General features: G+C 59.5%; 17 protein-coding genes. 10 read left to right on the forward strand and 7 right to left on the reverse strand.

The features are described from left to right. Positions 1-42 precede the first annotated feature (42 nt). Positions 43-645 (reverse strand): hypothetical protein, encoded by a 603-nt coding sequence (locus tag AC4HNJ_RS05285; protein WP_490478480.1) that lies wholly within the window; start codon positions 643-645, stop codon positions 43-45. Between the two features lie 497 nt (positions 646-1142). Between AC4HNJ_RS05285 and AC4HNJ_RS05290 the strand changes: the two genes are divergently transcribed. The 4 genes from AC4HNJ_RS05290 (at position 1143) to AC4HNJ_RS05305 (ending at position 6427) form a co-directional block, all read left to right on the forward strand. Then, a complete protein-coding gene (locus tag AC4HNJ_RS05290; protein ID WP_490478481.1) occupies positions 1143-1727 on the forward strand; it encodes a fimbrial protein in 585 nt (194 codons plus the stop codon). Positions 1728-1797: 70 nt separating this feature from the next. Further along, positions 1798-2544, forward strand: coding sequence for a fimbrial biogenesis chaperone (locus AC4HNJ_RS05295; protein ID WP_490478482.1), 747 nt, complete (start codon positions 1798-1800; stop codon positions 2542-2544). Further along, the gene (locus tag AC4HNJ_RS05300; RefSeq protein ID WP_490478483.1) at positions 2541-5333 is read left to right on the forward strand and encodes a fimbria/pilus outer membrane usher protein; all 2793 of its coding nucleotides are present in this window, start codon (positions 2541-2543) and stop codon (positions 5331-5333) included. The genes AC4HNJ_RS05295 and AC4HNJ_RS05300 overlap by 4 nt, the downstream gene beginning before the upstream one ends. Beyond that, positions 5330-6427 carry a fimbrial protein gene (locus AC4HNJ_RS05305; RefSeq protein ID WP_490478484.1) on the forward strand — a complete coding sequence of 366 codons (1098 nt, stop codon included), beginning with the start codon at positions 5330-5332 and terminating at the stop codon, positions 6425-6427. Before AC4HNJ_RS05300 ends, AC4HNJ_RS05305 begins: the two co-directional genes overlap by 4 nt. Positions 6428-6451: 24 nt before the next feature. Here the strand turns inward: AC4HNJ_RS05305 and AC4HNJ_RS05310 are convergent, their stop codons facing one another. Both AC4HNJ_RS05310 and AC4HNJ_RS05315 read right to left on the reverse strand, forming a co-directional pair. Further along, positions 6452-6835 carry a hypothetical protein gene (locus AC4HNJ_RS05310; protein WP_490478485.1) on the reverse strand — a complete coding sequence of 128 codons (384 nt, stop codon included), beginning with the start codon at positions 6833-6835 and terminating at the stop codon, positions 6452-6454. Positions 6836-7255: 420 nt separating this feature from the next. Next, complete coding sequence (locus AC4HNJ_RS05315) at positions 7256-8002, reverse strand: FAD-binding oxidoreductase (protein WP_490478486.1); 747 nt, start codon at positions 8000-8002, stop codon at positions 7256-7258. A 96-nt stretch (positions 8003-8098) separates the two neighbouring features. On the opposite strand from AC4HNJ_RS05315, the gene AC4HNJ_RS05320 reads away from it, so the two are divergent. Both AC4HNJ_RS05320 and AC4HNJ_RS05325 read left to right on the forward strand, forming a co-directional pair. Further along, on the forward strand, positions 8099-9046 hold the full coding sequence (locus AC4HNJ_RS05320) for an ABC transporter ATP-binding protein (RefSeq protein WP_490478487.1): 948 nt from the start codon (positions 8099-8101) through the stop codon (positions 9044-9046). Then, complete coding sequence (locus AC4HNJ_RS05325) at positions 9043-9825, forward strand: ABC transporter permease (protein WP_490478488.1); 783 nt, start codon at positions 9043-9045, stop codon at positions 9823-9825. The genes AC4HNJ_RS05320 and AC4HNJ_RS05325 overlap by 4 nt, the downstream gene beginning before the upstream one ends. Before the next feature lie 166 nt (positions 9826-9991). Here AC4HNJ_RS05325 and AC4HNJ_RS05330 read toward each other — a convergent pair whose 3' ends face one another. Then, the gene (locus AC4HNJ_RS05330; RefSeq protein ID WP_490478489.1) at positions 9992-11479 is read right to left on the reverse strand and encodes an MDR family MFS transporter; all 1488 of its coding nucleotides are present in this window, start codon (positions 11477-11479) and stop codon (positions 9992-9994) included. A gap of 195 nt (positions 11480-11674) precedes the next feature. Here AC4HNJ_RS05330 and AC4HNJ_RS05335 point away from each other — a divergent pair, with 195 nt between their 5' ends. From AC4HNJ_RS05335 to AC4HNJ_RS05345, 3 genes are all read left to right on the forward strand, one after another. After that, positions 11675-12034: a BRCT domain-containing protein gene (locus tag AC4HNJ_RS05335; protein ID WP_490478490.1), complete on the forward strand. Its 360-nt coding sequence runs from the start codon at positions 11675-11677 to the stop codon at positions 12032-12034. Positions 12035-12166: 132 nt separating this feature from the next. Continuing rightward, complete coding sequence (locus AC4HNJ_RS05340; protein WP_490478491.1) at positions 12167-12823, forward strand: TetR/AcrR family transcriptional regulator; 657 nt, start codon at positions 12167-12169, stop codon at positions 12821-12823. A gap of 144 nt (positions 12824-12967) precedes the next feature. Beyond that, positions 12968-14260, forward strand: a complete 1293-nt coding sequence (locus AC4HNJ_RS05345) for a carbohydrate porin (RefSeq protein ID WP_490478492.1) — start codon at positions 12968-12970, stop codon at positions 14258-14260. 60 nt (positions 14261-14320) lie between these two features. On the opposite strand, the gene AC4HNJ_RS05350 is transcribed toward AC4HNJ_RS05345, so the two are convergent. Both AC4HNJ_RS05350 and AC4HNJ_RS05355 read right to left on the reverse strand, forming a co-directional pair. Beyond that, the gene (locus AC4HNJ_RS05350) at positions 14321-15013 is read right to left on the reverse strand and encodes an ArsR/SmtB family transcription factor (protein ID WP_490478493.1); all 693 of its coding nucleotides are present in this window, start codon (positions 15011-15013) and stop codon (positions 14321-14323) included. A 26-nt stretch (positions 15014-15039) separates the two neighbouring features. Continuing rightward, a complete protein-coding gene (locus AC4HNJ_RS05355) occupies positions 15040-15993 on the reverse strand; it encodes a LysR family transcriptional regulator (RefSeq protein ID WP_490478494.1) in 954 nt (317 codons plus the stop codon). Between the two features lie 92 nt (positions 15994-16085). On the opposite strand from AC4HNJ_RS05355, the gene AC4HNJ_RS05360 reads away from it, so the two are divergent. After that, a complete protein-coding gene (locus AC4HNJ_RS05360; RefSeq protein ID WP_490478495.1) occupies positions 16086-17093 on the forward strand; it encodes an NAD-dependent epimerase/dehydratase family protein in 1008 nt (335 codons plus the stop codon). 41 nt (positions 17094-17134) lie between these two features. On the opposite strand, the gene hrpB is transcribed toward AC4HNJ_RS05360, so the two are convergent. Then, positions 17135-19639 (reverse strand): ATP-dependent helicase HrpB, encoded by a 2505-nt coding sequence (gene hrpB, locus AC4HNJ_RS05365; RefSeq protein ID WP_490478496.1) that lies wholly within the window; start codon positions 19637-19639, stop codon positions 17135-17137. Positions 19640-19657 lie beyond the last annotated feature (18 nt).

The raw sequence follows: 19657 nt of genomic DNA on the forward strand, positions 1-19657 counted from the left end.
GACATTTGGTGTTTGCATCCATACATCGCACGCCCGCTGCGATCAGTCATGCCGGCGCCTGCGTCGATAGAAACGCACGACAGCAAACAGGCATCCCATCCCCGCAAAAGCCGCGCCGGTGCCGTAAAGAAATCCAAGCTGGTAACTGTCCAAGCCACGCGGATGCAGCGCTGCAACCAGCAGGAATGCCAAACCGGCCGCCATGAAGCGCAGAGGAAGCCATGGGCGACCTGCTTCTTCACAAAAACCGGTCACACCGTAGCGTCGCTGTATGCCCCAGCGTGCAGCGCTATACGTCAACATCAATGTAGGGAACACCCAGATAAGAATGGAGCCATCCAACTTCCAGACGCCGGCGATGGAGAGAAAGCCACCGGCCAGACTGAGCGCTCCGATGACCGCTGTGGCGATACCCAGTGCCATCAAGTGCGTGCGCTGTTCAAGCTCGTCGCTGGCAAGAACACGTCGCGCCATCAGGGCGATGAGATAAACCATGGCTGCGGCCGGCATCAACGCCAATGCCGCCTTGCCGAATACGTTGCCGACCGTATGCACCGCCGGCCACGCAAGCAACATAAACACGGTGTAGAGCACGACGACCACTAAGGTCCTCCGCTCGTATTGCTGCTTCGAAAGACGTGACATAGCCCCTCCCCCAACCCCTCGACGGTTGCAGCCGAGGCAACGCTCCCTTCGCGTCACCCGTGACTGGCACGACGATCCGCACGCATCGCCCTCGGCTCTTAAGCAAGCATGTAAAGCATGCTTGACATAAGCCTAGGCGGCCCCCTTGTCCATGTCAAGTTTGCTTTACAAAGAGGAGAAATCACTCCCGATGTACGGCCGATTTCTGCCGTTCGGCGTCACTTCTTGACGGGAAGATTCGGCAATTTGTACGACTAGTTCACACTTTTTCTGACGTTACAACGGGATTTGGTTCAGTTTCGGCAAGGAAATGTCTTGGAAATCGGTCAGTCATCGCAAACAATGTGATGGGGATCACATTTTTGGCCCGAATGTTGCTGAGCCACCCATGCAAGGCGTGGGCCTGCCCGTGAGGGGGCGGGAAAACGCCCGGCCCACTGCAAGCGCTTTAACTGAAACGCTGCACCCTTACACACACGTAACCTAAGGAAAACGCGATGAAAAAGACCCTCATCACCGCTGCGCTGCTGACCAGTGCCGTGGCGATTGCCCCGCTAGCTGCATTTGCTGCCACCAACACCAGCAGCGGCACCATCACCATCAATGGCCAGATCGTCACCTCGACCTGCCAGGTCAGCGTGAACGGTAGCGGCGCCAGCACCACCATTACGCTGCCAACCGTCGATACCGGCACGCTTAACGCCGCCAACTCCACCGCTGGCTGGACTGCGCTGAAGATTGCCCTCACGGGCTGCTCGGCCGTGACCGGCCTGACCAAGAACACCGTGCTGCCGAACTTCGAACTGGGCGCTAACACGGACGCCACCAACGGCTACCTCAAGAATGCCGCCTCCGGTGGTGCCACCAACGTCGAGATCGTGCTCTCGAATGACCAGACCCTGACGAATTCGGTCAAGCTGAATCAGGCTTCAGGCAGCCAGAATGCGGGTACCGCTGCTCCGCTGACCGGCACGGGCAGCAACCCAACCTACACCTATTACGCGGCCTATGTTTCACCGGCCGGCGGTGCAACGGCCGGTGCCGTCAGCACCTCGGTCCAGTACGACCTGGTCTACCAATAAGTAGTCCATGCAGTGGCGCTGCGACCGTAACCCGGTCGCAGCGCGCCTTCAGCCGCCTTTCGAGATCCCCATGAACAGACTCATCCACGCCCTGGCAGTGGCGTCGCTGGCCGTTATGTGCGCGTTATCCGCGTCGGCAGCCGATGCCAATGTCGTTATCGCCGGTACCCGGGTAATTTTCCCGGCGAGTGATGGCGAGGTAACGGTCCGCCTCAGCAATCAGGGCATTGCTCCGGCGCTGATCGAGGCATGGATCGATAGCGGCAACCCGGATTCCACGCCGGATAAAGCCAATACCCCTTTTCTGATCACGCCGCCGCTCTTCCGCATGGAGCCCAAGCGGGATCAAGACCTGCGTATTTTGTTTACGCAGAGCCAACAGCCGCTGCCTACCGACCATGAGACGTTGTTCTGGCTCAATGTCCTGGAAGTGCCGCCCAAGCCATCGGGCGCGCAATACCAGGGCAAGAATTATCTGCAGCTGGCGATCCGTTCGCGCCTGAAGCTGTTTTATCGGCCGGCCGGCCTGGCCGGCAATCCGATCAAGGCGCCGGATGCGATCCGTTTCAAGGCAGCCGGCACTGGCACTTTGCTGGTACACAACCCAACGCCGTACTACGTCACCCTCAGCAGCGCCTCCGTCAACATCGGCGGCACGTCGTATGCGGCCAAGCCCGGCATGGTGGCGCCGTTTTCCGATCTGCAGTTGTCAGTGCCGACCATGAAATCGGCTGCCGTGCCCGGCAGTGCCGTTCAGTACAACTGCATTAACGACTACGGCGCCACGGTCAGCTTGAAGGGAACGGTCGCGCCGTGAACGCATCGCACGCCACTCAGCAGCAGGCAGGACGCCCGCGCTGGTCCGTGGCGTGCAAGCGTGCCGCGCTGTGCGCGGTGATCGCAGGTGTACTCGGCGGCTGGCAGCTTCCCGCACATGCGTTTCCCGCCGCGAATGGTGGCGCGTCGGCTTCATCGAATGGTGCGGATGCCAATGGCGGAGATGCGGATTTCGATCGTAGCTTGCTCGCCGGAGCAGGCCAGAATACGACCGACCTGTCGCGCTTCGAGCATGGCAACCCCGTCACCCCTGGTATCTACAACGCCGATATTTTTCTCAATAACACCTGGATGGCACGCGACAATGTGCGCTTTGCCATCACCACGCCCCAGGCCAATGCCACGCCGTGCGTCGATCGCAAATTACTCGACACGCTCAACTTGCACCCGGCGAAATTGTCCCCCGCGACGCTTGCGCAACTAGACGACCCCAAGGCCTGCGTGAGTCTCGACAGCTTGATTCCGCATGCAACGCTGAGCTTCGACATGACGCAGTTGCGCCTGGATGCCAGCGTGCCGCAGGCCTATCTCGGCAAGATGCCGCGCGGTTATGTCAGTCCCGAATACTGGGACGAAGGCATTCCCGCTGCGATGTTGAATTACAACTTCAATGGCTACCGGACCAGCAGCCAGGGGCAAACGCAAACCACGTCGTACCTCGGCCTCAACGCCGGCTTGAATCTCGGGCCATGGCACTTGCGTGAAGACGCAACCGTCAATTGGCAGTCGGCGAGCGGCACGACACCGGCTCGTCGTCAGTGGCAGAACATCGACGCCTATATCCAGCGCGATCTACCTTCCATACGCGCGTTGCTGACGCTCGGCGACAGCTACACCGACGGCACGGTGTTCGACAGCTATGGCTTGCGCGGCGTGCAGCTGGCCACAGACGACCGCATGTTGCCGCAATCGCTGCAAGGCTACGCACCCATTATCCGCGGTGTCGCCAACACCAACGCCAAGGTAACGGTGCGCCAAAACGGTGTATTGATCTATGAAACCACGGTCGCGCCGGGCCCCTTTACGATCAACGATCTGTATCCGACCGGCTACGGCGGCAGCCTGGACGTCACCGTCACCGAAGCGGATGGGCACGTCAGCACCTTTACGGTGCCCTACGCATCCGTTGCGCAATTGCTTCGTCCCGGCATCACACGTTTCGACCTCGCCGTGGGCCAACTGCGCGATACCTCCATTCACGACAAACCCGCCGTCGTGCAGGCAACGATCCAGCGCGGCATCAATAATCTGCTGACCGCTTACGCAGGTATTGCCGCTTCCCAGAGTTATGCCGAAGCCCTGATCGGTAGCGCCGTGAACACCCGCTACGGCGCTTTTGCTTTGGACGTCACCGAGTCGCACGCACATATTCCAGGCTATGCCGCGCAATCGGGTCAAAGCGTGCGACTGTCCTATAGCAAAATCATTCCATCGACACAGACGACCCTGTCCGTTGCCGCCTACCGCTATTCCACCGGCGGTTATCTGGATCTTGCCGACGCTGCCGAAGCGCGCGATTACGCGCGCCGTGGCATCAACGCATTCAACTATGTACCGCCTACGATTACCTCCACCATCGACGGCGTGCCCAGTCAAAGCATCCTGACGCCCGCGCAGCAGGCGGCGCTTTCCGGCACGACACTCGGCGGCAACCCAATCGCCGCTACCGGCCTGCAACTTCGCCGCAACAACTTCACGATGTCGCTAAACCAGCGACTGGGTGAAAGCGGAGGCTCCATCTACGCGAACGTCACCGCCAGTGATTACTGGAACCGCAACGGTACGGACACCCAATTCCAGGTCGGCTACAACAACACCTTCCATCGCGTGAACTACGGTATTTCTGCCACTCGCGCAGTGGATGTACTCGGCCATTACGACAATCAATACTTCATCAACATCAGCATCCCTCTCGGCAGCGGTCCGCATGCGCCGAACTTCACGTTGAATGTGTCGCACGACCAAAGCACGGGTTCGCAAGACCAGGCCATGATCAACGGCACGCTGGGCAGCGAAAGCCAATTCAGCTACGGTGCCACCGCCACGCACAGCAGCAGCGGCGGTGGAAATGCCGGTAGCGTCAACGGCGCCTATCGCAGTCCGTATGCGGTATTCGATGCAAGCTACGGTAACGGCAACGGCTATTCGCAAACCTCTCTGGGTGTAAGCGGTGCGATCGTGGCACATGCCGGCGGCGTCACCTTCGGCCAACCGACCGGCGACACGGTCGGCATCGTCTACGTACCTGGCGCGGCAGGCGCGCACATCAACAGTTCCGCGGGAGCAACGGTCGACCGCGGCGGCTACGCCCTGATTCCTTATCTCAACCCGTACAACCTCAATGTCGTGCAGATCGATCCCAAGGGCTTGCCGCTGGATGTGCAGCTGGATGCAACCAGTGCACGGGTCGCTCCGTATGCCGGCGCTATCGTGTTGATGAAATTCAAGACCGAGAGCGGACGGACCATTGTGGTCCGCGCCCACTCCGAAGACGGCAACGCACTCCCCTTCGGGGCCGAGGTCGACGACGAAAAAGGTCGCACCCTCGGCATCGTCGGCCAGGCCGGCCAGGTACTCCTACGCGGCGTAAAACTGCAAGGCTTGCTCGATGTGCACTGGACCGATGACCAAGGCACTGCGCAATCCTGTTCTTTCCCCTACAAGCTCGCTCCGAGCAAGGGTGAAAAACGCAGCAAGCGCTATGAAGAAATCAATGTGACGTGCGCCAAACCGAGAACGGTTGCGCAGGTCGCGGGGAACGGCTTATGACGCTTCGATTGGGACCTGCTTTCCGCAGCCGGCGACTCATCGCCATCTTGGCGGTTTTTCTTATCTGCATCGGCGTGGCCCATGCAGCGCGGGCGGCCAATCCATCATGCACAGGCGGTAGCGTCAGCATCAGCATGCCGGATGTCACTGTCACGCATGACACACCGGTAGGCTCCCTGCTAGGCGCAGCTCAGCCAGGGACCGCTACCTTTAACTGTAAAAACATTCCCACCAGCAGAAGCGAAAATCCGCTGGATCGCGCCAGCATCCAGGTCTTCAACCTGACCCCCAGCCTGCTGGTCGGGCAACCGCCCAGTTCCAGCGATGCGAACATCAACTCGCTCATTTTCAGCACTAATATTCCTGGCATCGGCATCCAGCTGACGATGAATCCCGCGATGAGCGGCTATGACCAGAATCCCGGCGACCAACAGACGAATGCATACGTGGTCGGCAGCATTTCCGCTCCCAGCGGCACGCTGGCCGTCAACTACACCGCTCAATTCATCGTCACGGGTACCGTCACGCCGGGCACGCTCACTTCCAAGGCGCTGCTGCCTAATTTCGAGTGGTACATCTACGGTTGCGGCTGCAATGCGAGCACCAGCGCGAGCCTGGGCACCAACCTGACGATCAACGGCGGCGCCACCGTCTCCCTGCAAGGATGCACCGTGAACTCGGATTCCACCGGCCTGACGGTCACGCTACCCACGATGGCTAGCAACGCCTTCCCGGGAGCCGGCTTCGGTGCCGGCATGACGCCTTTCAATATCAACCTGAGCTGCCAGACAGGCACCACGGTATTCATCACCATGAGTACCTCGAACGCGAATGCCACATACACGGGAGTGATAAATCCAACCACCGGCACCAACTTCGCGAAGAATATCGGCGTGCAATTGCTTTATGCGGGCACCAACGCCAACGGCTATGTCACACCGACCGCCGTCACGTTTGGGTCGGCGCAAAATCTCGGTGCTTCGCCCGGCGGCACCATGTCTGTCCAATACTATGCGCAGTACTTCGATACCGGCACGCCGGTAACAGCTGGCAATGTCAGCGCCACCGCCACGTTCACGATGACCTATCAGTAATCGCGCAGATCGAATGCAGGAACGCTATTCGTAAGTCTGCGTGACCAACTCGGGATCGGCACCGCCAGGATTCGCCGCGCGTACGTAGTGATCGAAATAGCTCAGCACCCGGTCGGGTGTCGTGGCAGACAGATGAGTAACGTTTGCCTCGTAGATACGCGACGCCTCGACCTGACTTCCCGACGGCCCAGAGCAAATATGCCGCGTGGATTGTTCGCTGGCGGCCGGGCTGGTCACCAGATGCAAAGAGTCGGGCTCATTGGCAATGCTGCATGTCGGCTCAACGACGGCTCCGACGAACGTGATCGTGCCGCCTGCTGCTATATCACCGCCTGCCCTTGCGGCGGGCGAACCGAGCACCAGGCCCAAAAAACAGCCAGCCAATATGACGTAACGCGGACTACGCATAGCACTGCCCTCCACCGGCGCTCGCCCAAATCGCGATTGCCTTGAGGGCACATCGGCCACGGCGTACCGGCCTTTAGAGCCTCCGCCGAAGCACCTTAAGAAATTGCCAACCCCATCACATAAATTAGGTAATGCGAGCCCTGAAAGGATCGTTCGTGGAGTGGCTGTAGGCGTTACGTGAAATTGCAGTGAAACAATGCGTGAAGGGGGTTCCTTTCTTCTTCTATGGGCGGGAACGGTCGATCGAAGACTGTCGCAAGGCGCAATCGCTCGAAGCCCGAGGGCAGCGGGCTTGTCACGATCGCGTTCTGGCACGAAAAGGCGTCATGCCCATGACACTTCATGGGACATCGCACTTCCGACATAGGCTTTATCGGCAAAAAGCCGACACGCTTTAGGCCTTATTCGATCTGCGCATGATCAGCGCGAAGATATGTATTTCTCACGGCGAATCTGTGGAATCGGCAAGCCGGATTCCTTCAGAGCATTGAACGCAGCATCGACCATGTTGGGATTACCGCACAAATAGGCGATATCTCTGCCAGCGGAAGGCTGCAGCTCCGCCAGCACGCTTTGCACATGCCCCGGCCGATCATTGACGCGCGGCACCGCGCGCGGTTGGCGACTGAGGCATCCGTAAAACGAAAAACCCGGATGCGTCTGCGCGAACACCTCGAATTCCTCGCCGTACAGCAACTCCGTCTCGTTGCGCGCACCATAGAGCAACACGACTTCACGCTCGCCTTTCGCCAGCAACTTTTCGAATACGGGCAGCATGGCGCGATAAGGCGTCACGCCGGTGCCTGTGGCCAGCAGCAAATAGCGCGGATGTGTGTCGCTGTCTTGCAGGCAGAAACGCCCATAAGGGCCGCTCGCCTCGATGGTGCCGCCCATCTGCAAGCCGCCGAGAAGCCGGGTGGCAGCCCCGCCTTCAACGTAGCTGACTGCAATTTCAATCCGTTGTACCGGCGATACGCCATCCCCCACGGTAGCGATGGAGTAGCTGCGCTTGGTCGCCGTGCCATCGTCATAGTGGAAATGGATCTGCAGAAACTGGCCGGGAATGAAGGCAAGCGGCTGTCCATCCACCCGTTCGAAAGCCAGGTGGCGCACGCTCGGCGCAAGCATGCGGCTGTCGACGAGGCGAAGGGTGAAGTGTTCGGCCATGCGGGTATCCGAAAAGAAACAGTGAGTACGCCCGGCCGAACGGGTCGTCGGGACAAGGCCCGCTATAATAAGGGGCTAAACCTACTGGTGCAGCCCATGTCCTCTACCCCAGCGCTCGTCGTCGAAAACCTGCGCAAGACCTACAGCAACGGTGTCCAGGCCCTCAAGGGCATCCATCTCACGGTAGAACCGGGTGATTTCTTTGCCCTGCTCGGACCCAATGGCGCCGGCAAGTCCACGCTGATCGGCATTCTTTCGTCCCTGGTGAACTCTAGCGAAGGCGATGCGCGTATCTTCGGCGTCTCCGTGAACAAGCAGCGCAACGAAGCCATGAAGCTGATCGGCCTGGTTCCCCAGGAGATCAACTTCAATCAATTCGAGAAGCCCTTCGACATTTGCGTCAATGAAGCCGGCTTCTACGGCATCCCCCGCAAGATCGCAGCCGAGCGTGCCGAAAAGTACCTCAAGGAGTTGCGCCTCTGGGACAAGGCGCAAGATCAGGCGCGCATGCTGTCCGGCGGCATGAAGCGCCGGCTGATGATCGCCCGCGCGATGATGAACGAGCCACGCCTGCTGATCCTGGACGAACCCACTGCCGGCGTGGACATCGAAATCCGCCGCTCGATGTGGCAATTCGTCAGCGGCATCAACGCGGCGGGCACCACCGTCATCCTTACCACGCATTACCTCGAAGAAGCCGAGCAGCTTTGCCGCAACATCGCGATCATCGATCACGGCACCATCGTGGAAAACACGTCGATGAAGCTGTTGCTGTCGAAGCTCGACGTGGAAACGTTCGTGTTCGACGTAGACAATCTCCCGGAACAGCTACCGAGTCTGCCCGGCATTATCTTCCGTCGCGTCGATGCACACACGCTCGAAGCCGAAATGCCGCGCACCCAGCCCATGAACGCCCTGTTCGACGCACTTACCACGCATGGCATCACCGTGATCTCCATGCGCAACAAGACCAACCGCCTGGAAGAACTGTTCGTGCGCCTCGTGGAAAACGGTCGCCAGGATCCCAAGGAGAAAGCAGCATGACCAGCAACATGTCTGGCAATCTCGTCGCGCTGCAAACCATCGTACGCCGCGAAATCGTGCGCATCATGCGCATCTGGACGCAAACCCTGATTCCACCCGCCATCACGATGACGCTTTATTTCGTCATCTTCGGCAAGCTGATCGGCAGCCGCATCGGTAGCATCCAGGGCGAATTCAGCTATATGCAGTACATCGTGCCGGGCCTGGTGATGATGAGCATCATCACCAACAGTTACGGCAATATCTCCAGCTCCTTCTTCGGCGCCAAGTTCCAGCGCTCGGTGGAAGAAATGCTGGTGTCGCCAATGTCGAATTGGGTGATCCTGCTCGGCTATGTCGTGGGAGCCGTGGCGCGCGGCCTGGTGGTCGGCCTGCTGGTGCTGCTGATTGCGCTGTTCTTTACCAAGCTGCACGTCGCGCATGTGCTGATCACACTGCTGTCGGTACTGTTCGGCGCCACGATTTTTTCGCTGGCCGGTTTCGTCAACGCCATCTATGCGAAGAAGTTCGACGACATCGCACTGGTTCCCACTTTCGTACTCACCCCACTCACCTATCTGGGCGGCGTGTTTTACTCGGTGAACATGCTCAGCGAACCCTGGCAGGCGCTCTCGCGCATCAATCCCATCCTGTACATGGTGAACGCTTTCCGCTTCGGTGTGCTGGGTATCAGCGACGTACACATCGGCGTGGCGTTCGGCGTGATGCTGCTGTTCGTGATCGTGCTCAGCTGGCTGGCACTCAGTCTGTTGCAACGAGGGGTTGGCCTGCGTTCGTAATGTGCTCGCTTCACTCGCTTATTGAGCACGGGATGGGCAATAGAAGCGCATGGTGAATTCAAGCTGCTGACAAGCTCGCTCGATCTCAAACCAACCCCTCCCCTGCCATAAGCAAGGGAGGGAGTTATTTTCCACAAGGGTGCCGTTTGCGCCGCGCGAACACCCCTCAATGCCGCTTGCGTAGCGGCACGTCTTCCAGCAGCCACGCCAACAGGAAAGCCAGCACGATCACGCATGCGGCTATCGTATAGACCGTGTGCAAGGCGCCACCGAAGGCCTGCAAATAGATCTCGCGCACTGCAGCAGGCAACTGATGCACGCTTTGCGGTCCCAGTGAATGAGGCAGCACGGTGCCACGCGGCAAGGTCGCTGCCAATCGCGTGTGCAAGCCGTTTGTGAACAGCGCGCCAAAGGCCGCCACGCCGATCGATCCACCAATGGAGCGGAACAAGGTGGCCCCCGACGTCGCCACGCCGATGTATTTGAAGTGCACACTGTTCTGCACGGCCAGGATCAGCACCTGCATCACCATGCCAAGCCCGATGCCAAGCAGGCAGATGTAGAGATAGAGATATTCGACCGGCGTGTCGTTCTTCAACGTGCCGAGCAACCCCATCGCCGCGAACGACAAGAGCGTACCCATGATGGGAAATACGCGATAGCGTCCCAGGCGGGTGATGATGCGTCCACTCGTAATGGAACTGACCGTGATCCCGCACATCATCGGAAGCAGCTGCATGCCGGCCTCGGAGGGCGTGGAGTTTTTCACCACTTGCAGATAGAGCGGCAAGAACGTCATCGAGCCAAACAGCGACATACCGATGATGAATCCGATCAGGCAACTCAGCAGGAACGTGCGCTCCTGGAACAACGGCAAAGGAATGATCGGTTCTGCGGCGTGACGCTCTTCATAGATGAACCCCGCCAGCGCCACCAGGCCGAAAATCAAGGTGAACCAGAGTTGGGCTGATGACCAAGGCAGGATCACGCCACCTTGCGTCGTAAACAGCACGATGCATGTCAACGTGGTCGCCAGGAATCCGGCTCCCATGTAATCGATCCGGTGCTTCACATGGGCCGTATGCGGCTTGAATACCGCGCCGATAACCGACAAAGCCAGCACGCCCAGCGGCAGATTGATGTAGAAAATCCAGCGCCATGATAGATGCTCGACCAGAAAACCGCCGAGCAGCGGCCCCACTACCGTAGCCAGTCCATAGATACCGCCGAACATACCTTGGTACCGGCCGCGTTCCGCCGGGGGAATCACATCGCCGATCGCTGCCATAGTTATGACCAGCAGGCCACCGCCGCCCAAGCCCTGCAACGCGCGCATCAAGATCAGCTGCGTCATGTTCTGCGCCACGCCGCAGAGCGCCGAACCAACCAGAAACACCACGATGGCCGCCTGCAGCACGATCTTTCTGCCGAACAGATCGCCGAATTTTCCGTACAAGGGCACGACGATGGTCGAGGTGAGCAAATAGGCGGTGACCACCCAGGAAAGACTTTCCAAGCCGCCCAGATCTCCCACGATGGTCGGCAGCGCAGTGGACACGATGGTCTGGTCGAGCGCCGCCAGCAGCATCACCAGCATCAGCGCGGAAAACAGCAGGCGAATCGGCGGATGATCGTGCTCCACAGTCCGCGTCATCGGCGGCTCCGTGGCCGGCAAAGCGTGGTTGGGACGGACGGAAACTTCGACGTTCATGCTTGGTCGTTGAAATTAATTAATGACTTGATTAACGTAATGGAACGACCATGTTGATTTGGCCGGTAAGTACATGCAGGGTGGTGACGCCTTTCTGAAATCGATGTTCAACTTGACCGGAATCCGCAGGGGAAGCTCATGCCATCCGAAAGGGTTACGAAGATCCTGGTGAAACGCGGGCTATCGGAATCGGAGATCACCGCGATGTCCGAAACTGCAGCCTGGGATTACGTCTATGCTACGGCTCCGCCGAAGCGCGAGAAGAGGCTGGAGATCTGTTTCACGGGCTTTACCGATGCGGAGAAAACCGAGCTTATGGCCCTTACCGAGAAAACCGACATGTCAGTGGTAACGAAGGTGACGGTGGGCCTCTTTATGTTGTGCGCAGGCGCCACACCTGGCCCCGCCAAGATCAACCAGGCTACCGCTCAGGGCGCGCGCATTGTCAGCCGAGAACAGTTAGAAGACTTCATCCACACTGGCGAACTGCCAGCGTAAGGGCAAGGAAGCGCATCGGAGCTGACGTCGCAGCCACTTGAACCAGTTGGGCATCACCGAGAGGGTGATTAGCACTGGCTTATAGCCCAAACTGTTCGTGACAAAATCCCTTTACAAATCATAGAAGCGGGATTGCCGGTTTTTGTACGAATCCCTGCCGACCCTCGACGTCCCTCCGGCTCCGTCAACAAGCAAGAGCAACGGAGTCGTCTGCTGGACACCGCGCTCATGCTATTTGCGCGTCAAGGCATTGCCGAAACGTCGCTGTCGGCCATTGCGCACGAAGCCGGCGTGACGCCAGCCATGCTCCACTATTACTTCAAGACACGCGACCAGTTGCTGGATGTATTGATCGACGAGCGCATCCAACCCCGACGCGACGCGATCAGCAAAGCATTCGACGCCAACGCCGGCGATCCGGTCACCGTAATTACCCGGCTAGCCGAAGAAGTGGTCGAAAGTGCTACTCGCCACCCCTGGTTTGCTCCGCTCTGGATGCGCGAAGTGTTCAGCGACAACGGCATGCTTCGTCAGCGTATCCAGCAACGTTATGGAAGCTTGCATCAGCAATCCGTCATCGCATGCATCACACGATGGCAAGCCGAAGGAAAGCTCAATCCTGATCTCGAACCTTCCCTGCTATTCGTTTCCATCTTCGGCCTCACTATCCTGCCGTGGGTGGCTTCCAAAGCATGGAACAACGATCCCCTACGCAAAGCGTTGGCATCTTCCGACATCGCACGGCACGCAGTCGCACTACTCTCCCGAGGCGTAAGTCCCCCGTCCTGACTCACAAGACCCGCGCCCGACGACTGTCGGCCAAAGCGTCAAGAGCACCGGATCGTTGCGGTAGCACCTCTGTTGCCGATGATCGTGCCTGCGCTCTGGCGGTTTATCTGTTGTTCGCGCCGGTTTGTGCCGGAGTTGTTGCCGATGAAGATGCTGCAAGGAAGCTGCATACGCAGCCTGATGAATGTTTTCGTGCTGGCCTTATTGGTCGCCGGACCTGCTCACGCCAGTAGCCAAGCTTATTTGCTTGGCGATTGGCACGGTGAACGCGAGCGACTCGCCGACGAAGGCATCCGATTCGATTTCGGATATACCAGCGAAATCGCACATAACTTCCAGGGCGGCAAGAAAGCCCTTACGCGCTATGCCGACCAATGGGCATTTGGCACACGTCTCGATCTGGACAAGCTGTGGGGATGGCATGGCGCCCATTTCGGGATGATCGTGACCAACCGCAACGGGCGTGATCTTTCCGCCGATGCCAACCTGGGCGTCTATCAACAGGTGCAGGAAGTCTACGGTCGTGGTCAGACCTGGTATCTGACCCTCTTTGCATTACGCCAGTCTTTTTTTCATGACCGGCTGCAATGGGGCATCGGCCGATTCCCTGTCGGCTCGGATTTCGACGTCTTTTCCTGCGACTTCCAGAACCTCACTTTCTGCGGCTCCGCTCCCGGCAATATCTCGGGGGACTACTGGATCAATTGGCCCGCAAGTCAGTGGGCGACGTGGCTGAAATGGAATGCCGGCCACCAGTCCTACCTAAAGCTCGGCGCCTATCAGCTCAACCCCAATTACATTGATCGTGACTGGGCGCGCGCCAATGGCTGGAAACTCAGCTTTCCCGGCGGCACCACCGGCGTGCTTGTACCGCTGGAACTCGGCTGGACTCCGACCATCAACGGGCTGGCAGGGAATTACGTCGTAGGTGCCTGGTACGACAATGCCAAAAGCTCCGACCTCTTCTATGACGTCAACAACCAGCCCATCGCTGCGACCGGCGAACCGCCTTTGGAAGATAAATCGCACTACGGTGGCTATCTCAGCGTCCAGCAAGAGATCACTCCGGGTGTAGCGCTGTTCTTGAATGCGACCAGAGCCGATTCAAGAACCTCACCTACCGACCGCCAATTTGCATTAGGGGTCGAGTACCGAGGACCGTTCGATCGGGCAAACGACATGGTCGGCTTTGCCATAGGCGCAACCCATGGCAGCGGAAGACTGACTGCCTATCAACGGCTGTACAACAGATTCAATCCCTTGACGCCCATGCTCATTCAAGCCGGCTACGAATACGCGACCGAGCTGTTCTATAACTGGTCTCCCATCGCAGCTGTCCAACTACGCCCCAATCTCCAATACGTGATGCATCCCGGCGGAGCAACGCAGAACCAACATGTTTTCGTGTTCGGTCTCAAGACCATCGTTGCGTTATAGCTAACGCGGGCTGGCGTGATCAGTTTTCAATGAAGTGGTCCTGCGCTACCACGCGCAGCATCACTCCAACCTGATGCCAAGCATCGCGAGCCGTCGCAATCCGTCGGGGGTTGGCAGCAAAGCGCGGTTGCGTTGTGCATGCCGCAGCCAACCAAGATCGAGCATGGTGTCAGTGATCGCCACGCCCAAAGGTCCACCCAGGTGCAGGCGGCGCTCGGTCCAGTCCAGGCAGCCGCGCCCGCGTAACGGCAGCAGCCGCTTGGTGGCAGCTGGCGACCATCCGGCGTCCACCAGCGGGCCGACCGCCTCGGACAAGAGAAACATGCCGTTGCTTTCCGTACGCAGCCAGTCTCGTTGCAACCAGGCATCACACAAAGCGACACCCAGTTCGCCGGCAAGATGACGGTAACAAGTGCGTGCCCGGCACAATGCCGCATCACGCGACGCTTTCGGTGGCGAATGGGCACCATGCGGCAATGCCATCGCTTCCAGCCATGCGGCTACATCGTCGTTCGCCAAGCGGTAATAGCGATGACGTCCCTGCTCATGCACGCCGAGCAGTCCGCCATCGAGCAAACGCCTGAGGTGTGCGCTGGCGGTGGCCGCACTCACACCGGCAAGCGTCGCCAATTCGCCTGCGGGACGCAGGGTGCCGTCCATCAAGGCAAGCAGGATCGCGGCGCGTGCCGGTTCGGCCAGCAAAGCACCCAATTCGGCCAATTGATAACGATTGAGCGGACTTGCCTCATGCATGGATGCAGTCTAACCGTGTCACATCATCAACGTTTCGGCGAAGCACGAAGCGTCGACGATCTGCGTTGCCCGCGCTTTGGCTGCGCATCGGTCTTGGCGTATCGGATCAATTCCGTCGCCAGGTGATCGTACAGGCCGCGCACCAACACGTTGCGCCGCACGTCTTCATGCATCACTACCCACGTATCCATATGCAACGCAAAACTGCCCGCCAAAAGCTGTACCAAGGCCGGATCGCGCTGGGCAATGCCGCATTGGCAAACGCCTACGCCATAGCCGGCACGCAGCATGGCGAGTGCGGCGAGATCACTATCCGTACGCAGCGCGAAATTTTCACGCGTGTAAGGCATGGCCGCCGGCCGCATGCTCCGGATGTAAGCCGTCTCATGATCGAAACCGATCATTGCATGGGCAGGCAAATCGGCAAGCGTCCCGGGACGCCCATTCGCCTTGATGTAGCGCTTATGGGCATATAGGCCCAATGGAATCTTGCCGACATGCCGCGCCACCAAGGCGCCCTGGCTGGGACGAGCCATGCGAATGGCGATGTCGGCATCTCGCCGTAGCAGGTCCTCGGTCTGGTTCGACAAGGACAGTTCGATCACCACGCCCGGATAGCGTCGACGGAAGTCCACCAATAAGGGAGGCAATACCTCTACCCCCATCACCTCGCTGGCGGTAATACGCGCCACCCCCGACATGGCATCCTGGCGTACGCTTGCCGCCCGCCGCAATGCCGACGATGCCGAAGCCATTGCTTGCGCATGCGGCAGCAAGGCATGCGCAAGCTCGGTTGGCGACAAACCTTGCGGCGAGCGCACAAACAAGGACACCCCGAGCGCTTCCTCCAATTCCCGCACATGCCGGCCCAGACTGGGCTGGGTCATGCCCAGTATTCGCGCGGCACCGGACAAACTTCCTTCGCGCATCACCGCAAGAAAGGATCGATACAACTCCCAGGCCGGGTCTTTGCTTGTCATGCATATTTGTATAGCAGATCTACGTAATTCGGTAATTTTCTTTTAGCCGTGGCATGCCCAGACTTACCCCATTCCAACGGGAGACCGAGCTCATGCCTACATCCAAAGTCGTGCTGGTGATTGGCGGAAATGGCGGCATCGGCCGTGAAGCCTGCACGGCACTAAGGCGCCATGGCTGGCAAGTGCGCGCCCTCGTTCGCAAGCCCCCTTCGGATGGCGAAGGCATCGCCTGGATTCGGGGCGATGCCATGCAGGCCTCCGATGTGTTGAATGCAGCCCAAGGCGCGAATGTGATCGTGCATGCCGTGAACCCGCCCGGATATCGGAATTGGGAAAGGCTGGTACTACCCATGCTCGACAACACCATCGAAGCCGCGAAGGCCACCGGCGCGCGCATCGTTCTGCCCGGCACCATCTATAACTTCGGTCCGGATGCTTTTCCTTTGTTGCGCGAGGATTCGCCACAGCATCCACACACGCGCAAAGGCGAGATTCGCGCAGAGATGGAGCGTCGACTCGCCGATGCAACGCAGGCGGGCGTGCGCACGCTGGTGCTTCGCTGCGGCGATTTCTTCGGCCCGCGTGCCGGCAACAACTGGCTGTCGCAAGGTCTGTTGCAAACAGGCAAGCCGGTAAAAACGCTGCGTTATCCTGGCCCTTACTCCCTTCATCATGCGTGGGCTTATCTACCTGACGTCGCCGAAACCATGGCGCGATTGCTTGATCGCGAACAGGCACTAACCGCCTTCGAGGTATTCCACTTTGGTGGCTTTTGGCTGGACGGGAATGAACTGGCCGACGCCATAACACGCGCCAGCCGCACGCCATCGATTGCCTTGCGTCGTTTTCCCTGGTGGATCACGGCCGTCATGGCGCCGTTCTCCGAAACTATGCGCGAGCTGCGCAAGATGCGCTACTTGTGGAAAACGCCCATCCAGCTCGACGACAGCAAACTGGTTTCCTTTCTCGGCGATACGCCCTACACACCCATCGATACCGCCTTACGTGTCACGCTGATCGGCCTTGGCTGCATGCGCTCAAACACGGATGACGCTCAGCGTCAAAACAGACAACACCCATCGCCCAAGACAGTGGCCTAAGGCAACGCAAGCCGCCATCCCAGAAAGGCACACGAAACTTGCTACGTCCCGCGCGGCTTCGCCCGATGCGTCGGCGTAGCCGTCCACGGATCATCGGGCCATGGGTGTTTCGGATAACGTCCCTTCAGTTCTTTCTTCACTTCTGGATAAGTGCGCTCCCAGAAGCCCTTGAGATCTTGCGTCACCTGGATCGGTCGGCCCGCTGGGGAGAGCAGATGCAGGGTTACAGGAATGCGGCCACTTGCCACGCGCGGCGTGTCGGTCAGGCCAAACAATTCCTGCAACTTCACTGCCAGCACGGGCGGTTCGCCAGGGCTGTATTCGAGCCGCCGGGCTTGCCCACTTGGTACGACCAGATTGTCAGGCGCCTGCGTATCCAATTGCCTTCGCTGCTCGTAATCAAACAGGGCCGCCAATGCCTGCGAGAGATCATCTTCGGACAAAGTATCCAGCCTGCGTTTGCCGTGCAGATGAGGAGCGAGCCAATGCTCCAGCGTTGCCAGCAGATATGTATCGGAAACGTCGGGCAGCGCCAACTCCGGCATCCATTCGCGCAAGGATTGCATGCGCAGCCGCAAGCGGCGCGCGGGCTCACTCCATGGCAGAACGTCGAGGCCGCGCTGGCGGATAGCCGCAAGCAAAGCTGGAACGGCATCCTCCGCTTGCACCGGAACGCTGCGGCGCTCAAGCACAATGGCGGCAAAGCGACGCTCTTCGAATGCCTCGACGGCTGCACGCTCCTCATTCCAGCGCACGTTACGTACGCTCTGGAATTCGCCAGGATAATCGTCTTCCAACAGACGTGGATCAAGAGGAGCCGCGGACAAAATCAGGCTATCGCGTGCTTCATGCCGTAAATCCAGCACTACCAGCCAGGGCTCGCCCAAGAGCGCTGTCTGCTCGTGCAACCGCGCCCCGCGTCCGTTCGCCAGGGTGTAGCGCAAGGGGTTGCTTTCATCCTGACGCGCAATGCGATCGGGGAAAGCGTGCATGAGCAGATCGCCGACCGCGTGACTGTGCGGCACGCCACTGGCGGCGCTACGCACACCCAAGCGTTGACGCCAGCCTTTGCTGGATTGCTCGATGGCCATTAACGCACCAGCATCCGCGCCATAGCTGGAACCACTGGCGCTGCGCCGATCGCGCCAGGCATGCAAGGCTGCAACACGCACCCGGAAATCATCGCTGCGCGCCTGTTCGCCACGCAGCGGCGAACGCGCTTCCATCAGCGCCAGCAAGTCAGCGATCAAGGCATGCAAGGTTTCCGGCGCACGCAATGCAGCAGCGCCTAGCCGTGGTGTTGCACCGAGTTCCAGCATGCGACGGCCCAGCGCCGTGATGCGTTGCGCTACATCGAGCGCGCCTATGCGGGTTAACAACTGACGTGCTTGAGCCAGTGCACCATGCGGTGGCGGGTCGAGCCATGGCAACGCCTCGCTTCCCCATGCCGCCAATTCCAACGCAAGGCCAGATAGCTCCGCCTGCGTGATTTCTGCCGTGCGTGAGGCATCCAATCGACGACTCTGGGGCCACAACCGATAAGCCACCCCTTCAGCTACGCGGCCGGCGCGACCAGCGCGCTGATCGGCCGAGGCTTGCGAAATAGTCACTGTCTCCAACCGCGTAAAGCCCGAGTTGGGATCGAAACGCGGCTCGCGCGCCAGACCGGTGTCGATGACCACGCGAATGCCAGGCAGGGTCACGCTGGATTCCGCCACGTTGGTCGCGAGCACGATGCGTCGCATGCCTTCTTCCGCGGGCGCCAAGGCCAGTTGTTGCTCGGCAAGCGAAAGCTCGCCATGCAATGCCACGACTTCTACGTCGTCCTGCTGCAGGGTCTGCATGAGCAGGCTCTGTGCGCGCGCGATTTCCCGGCGCCCCGGTAAGAAGGCCAACACGTCGCCTTCGTTTTCCGCCAATGCCTGCCGCACGACGCGGAGCACATGCTGCTCGGCACTCTCCTGAGAGCGCGCAGGGGGATAGTCGATCCGTACTGGAAAACTGCGGCCTGGGCTGCTGATTCGCGGTGCACCCAGCCACTGCGCGATACGCACACCATCGAGCGTGGCAGACATCACCACGATGCGCAGATCGGGCCGCAAAGTGTTTTGAATATCCAACGCCAAGGCAGCGCCAAGGTCGCCCGCAAGATGGCGTTCGTGAAATTCGTCGAACAGGATCGCGCCGATGCCGGTGAGTTCGGGATCATCCTGGATCAGGCGCGTGAGTATGCCTTCGGTGACGACTTCGATACGGGTAGCCGCACCGATTTTCGACTCGAAGCGAATGCGGTAACCCACCGTCTGGCCGACTGCTTCACCCAGCTGCTGCGCCATGAATTGGGCCGCGGCGCGCGCGGCGATACGCCTGGGTTCCAACATCACGATTTTCTTGCCTGCAAGCCACGCTTCATCGCGCAAGGCCAGCGGAACCTGGGTCGTCTTGCCGGCACCTGGAGGGGCCTCCAGCACTAGCCGTGGCTGCGAAACCAGCGAGCCGCAAATGTCGGGCAATAACGGGGTGATAGGGAACTGCGGAACATTCATGCGAAGAACTTCAATACC

It is taken from the genome of Dyella sp. SYSU CM1112 (genome assembly GCF_058216415.1).

What these genes read in the sequence shown, in the direction of transcription:
- AC4HNJ_RS05315 (WP_490478486.1), bottom strand. Translation starts at nt 8,002, where the DNA reads ATGGCCGAACACTTCACCCTTCGCCTCGTCGACAGCCGCATGCTTGCG.
- AC4HNJ_RS05290 (WP_490478481.1), top strand. Translation starts at nt 1,143, where the DNA reads ATGAAAAAGACCCTCATCACCGCTGCGCTGCTGACCAGTGCCGTGGCG.
- AC4HNJ_RS05310 (WP_490478485.1), bottom strand. Translation starts at nt 6,835, where the DNA reads ATGCGTAGTCCGCGTTACGTCATATTGGCTGGCTGTTTTTTGGGCCTG.
- AC4HNJ_RS05305 (WP_490478484.1), top strand. Translation starts at nt 5,330, where the DNA reads ATGACGCTTCGATTGGGACCTGCTTTCCGCAGCCGGCGACTCATCGCC.
- hrpB (WP_490478496.1), bottom strand. Translation starts at nt 19,639, where the DNA reads ATGAATGTTCCGCAGTTCCCTATCACCCCGTTATTGCCCGACATTTGC.
- AC4HNJ_RS05330 (WP_490478489.1), bottom strand. Translation starts at nt 11,479, where the DNA reads ATGACGCGGACTGTGGAGCACGATCATCCGCCGATTCGCCTGCTGTTT.
- AC4HNJ_RS05360 (WP_490478495.1), top strand. Translation starts at nt 16,086, where the DNA reads ATGCCTACATCCAAAGTCGTGCTGGTGATTGGCGGAAATGGCGGCATC.
- AC4HNJ_RS05285 (WP_490478480.1), bottom strand. Translation starts at nt 645, where the DNA reads ATGTCACGTCTTTCGAAGCAGCAATACGAGCGGAGGACCTTAGTGGTC.
- AC4HNJ_RS05335 (WP_490478490.1), top strand. Translation starts at nt 11,675, where the DNA reads ATGCCATCCGAAAGGGTTACGAAGATCCTGGTGAAACGCGGGCTATCG.
- AC4HNJ_RS05295 (WP_490478482.1), top strand. Translation starts at nt 1,798, where the DNA reads ATGAACAGACTCATCCACGCCCTGGCAGTGGCGTCGCTGGCCGTTATG.
- AC4HNJ_RS05325 (WP_490478488.1), top strand. Translation starts at nt 9,043, where the DNA reads ATGACCAGCAACATGTCTGGCAATCTCGTCGCGCTGCAAACCATCGTA.
- AC4HNJ_RS05355 (WP_490478494.1), bottom strand. Translation starts at nt 15,993, where the DNA reads ATGACAAGCAAAGACCCGGCCTGGGAGTTGTATCGATCCTTTCTTGCG.
- AC4HNJ_RS05350 (WP_490478493.1), bottom strand. Translation starts at nt 15,013, where the DNA reads ATGCATGAGGCAAGTCCGCTCAATCGTTATCAATTGGCCGAATTGGGT.
- AC4HNJ_RS05345 (WP_490478492.1), top strand. Translation starts at nt 12,968, where the DNA reads ATGAAGATGCTGCAAGGAAGCTGCATACGCAGCCTGATGAATGTTTTC.
- AC4HNJ_RS05320 (WP_490478487.1), top strand. Translation starts at nt 8,099, where the DNA reads ATGTCCTCTACCCCAGCGCTCGTCGTCGAAAACCTGCGCAAGACCTAC.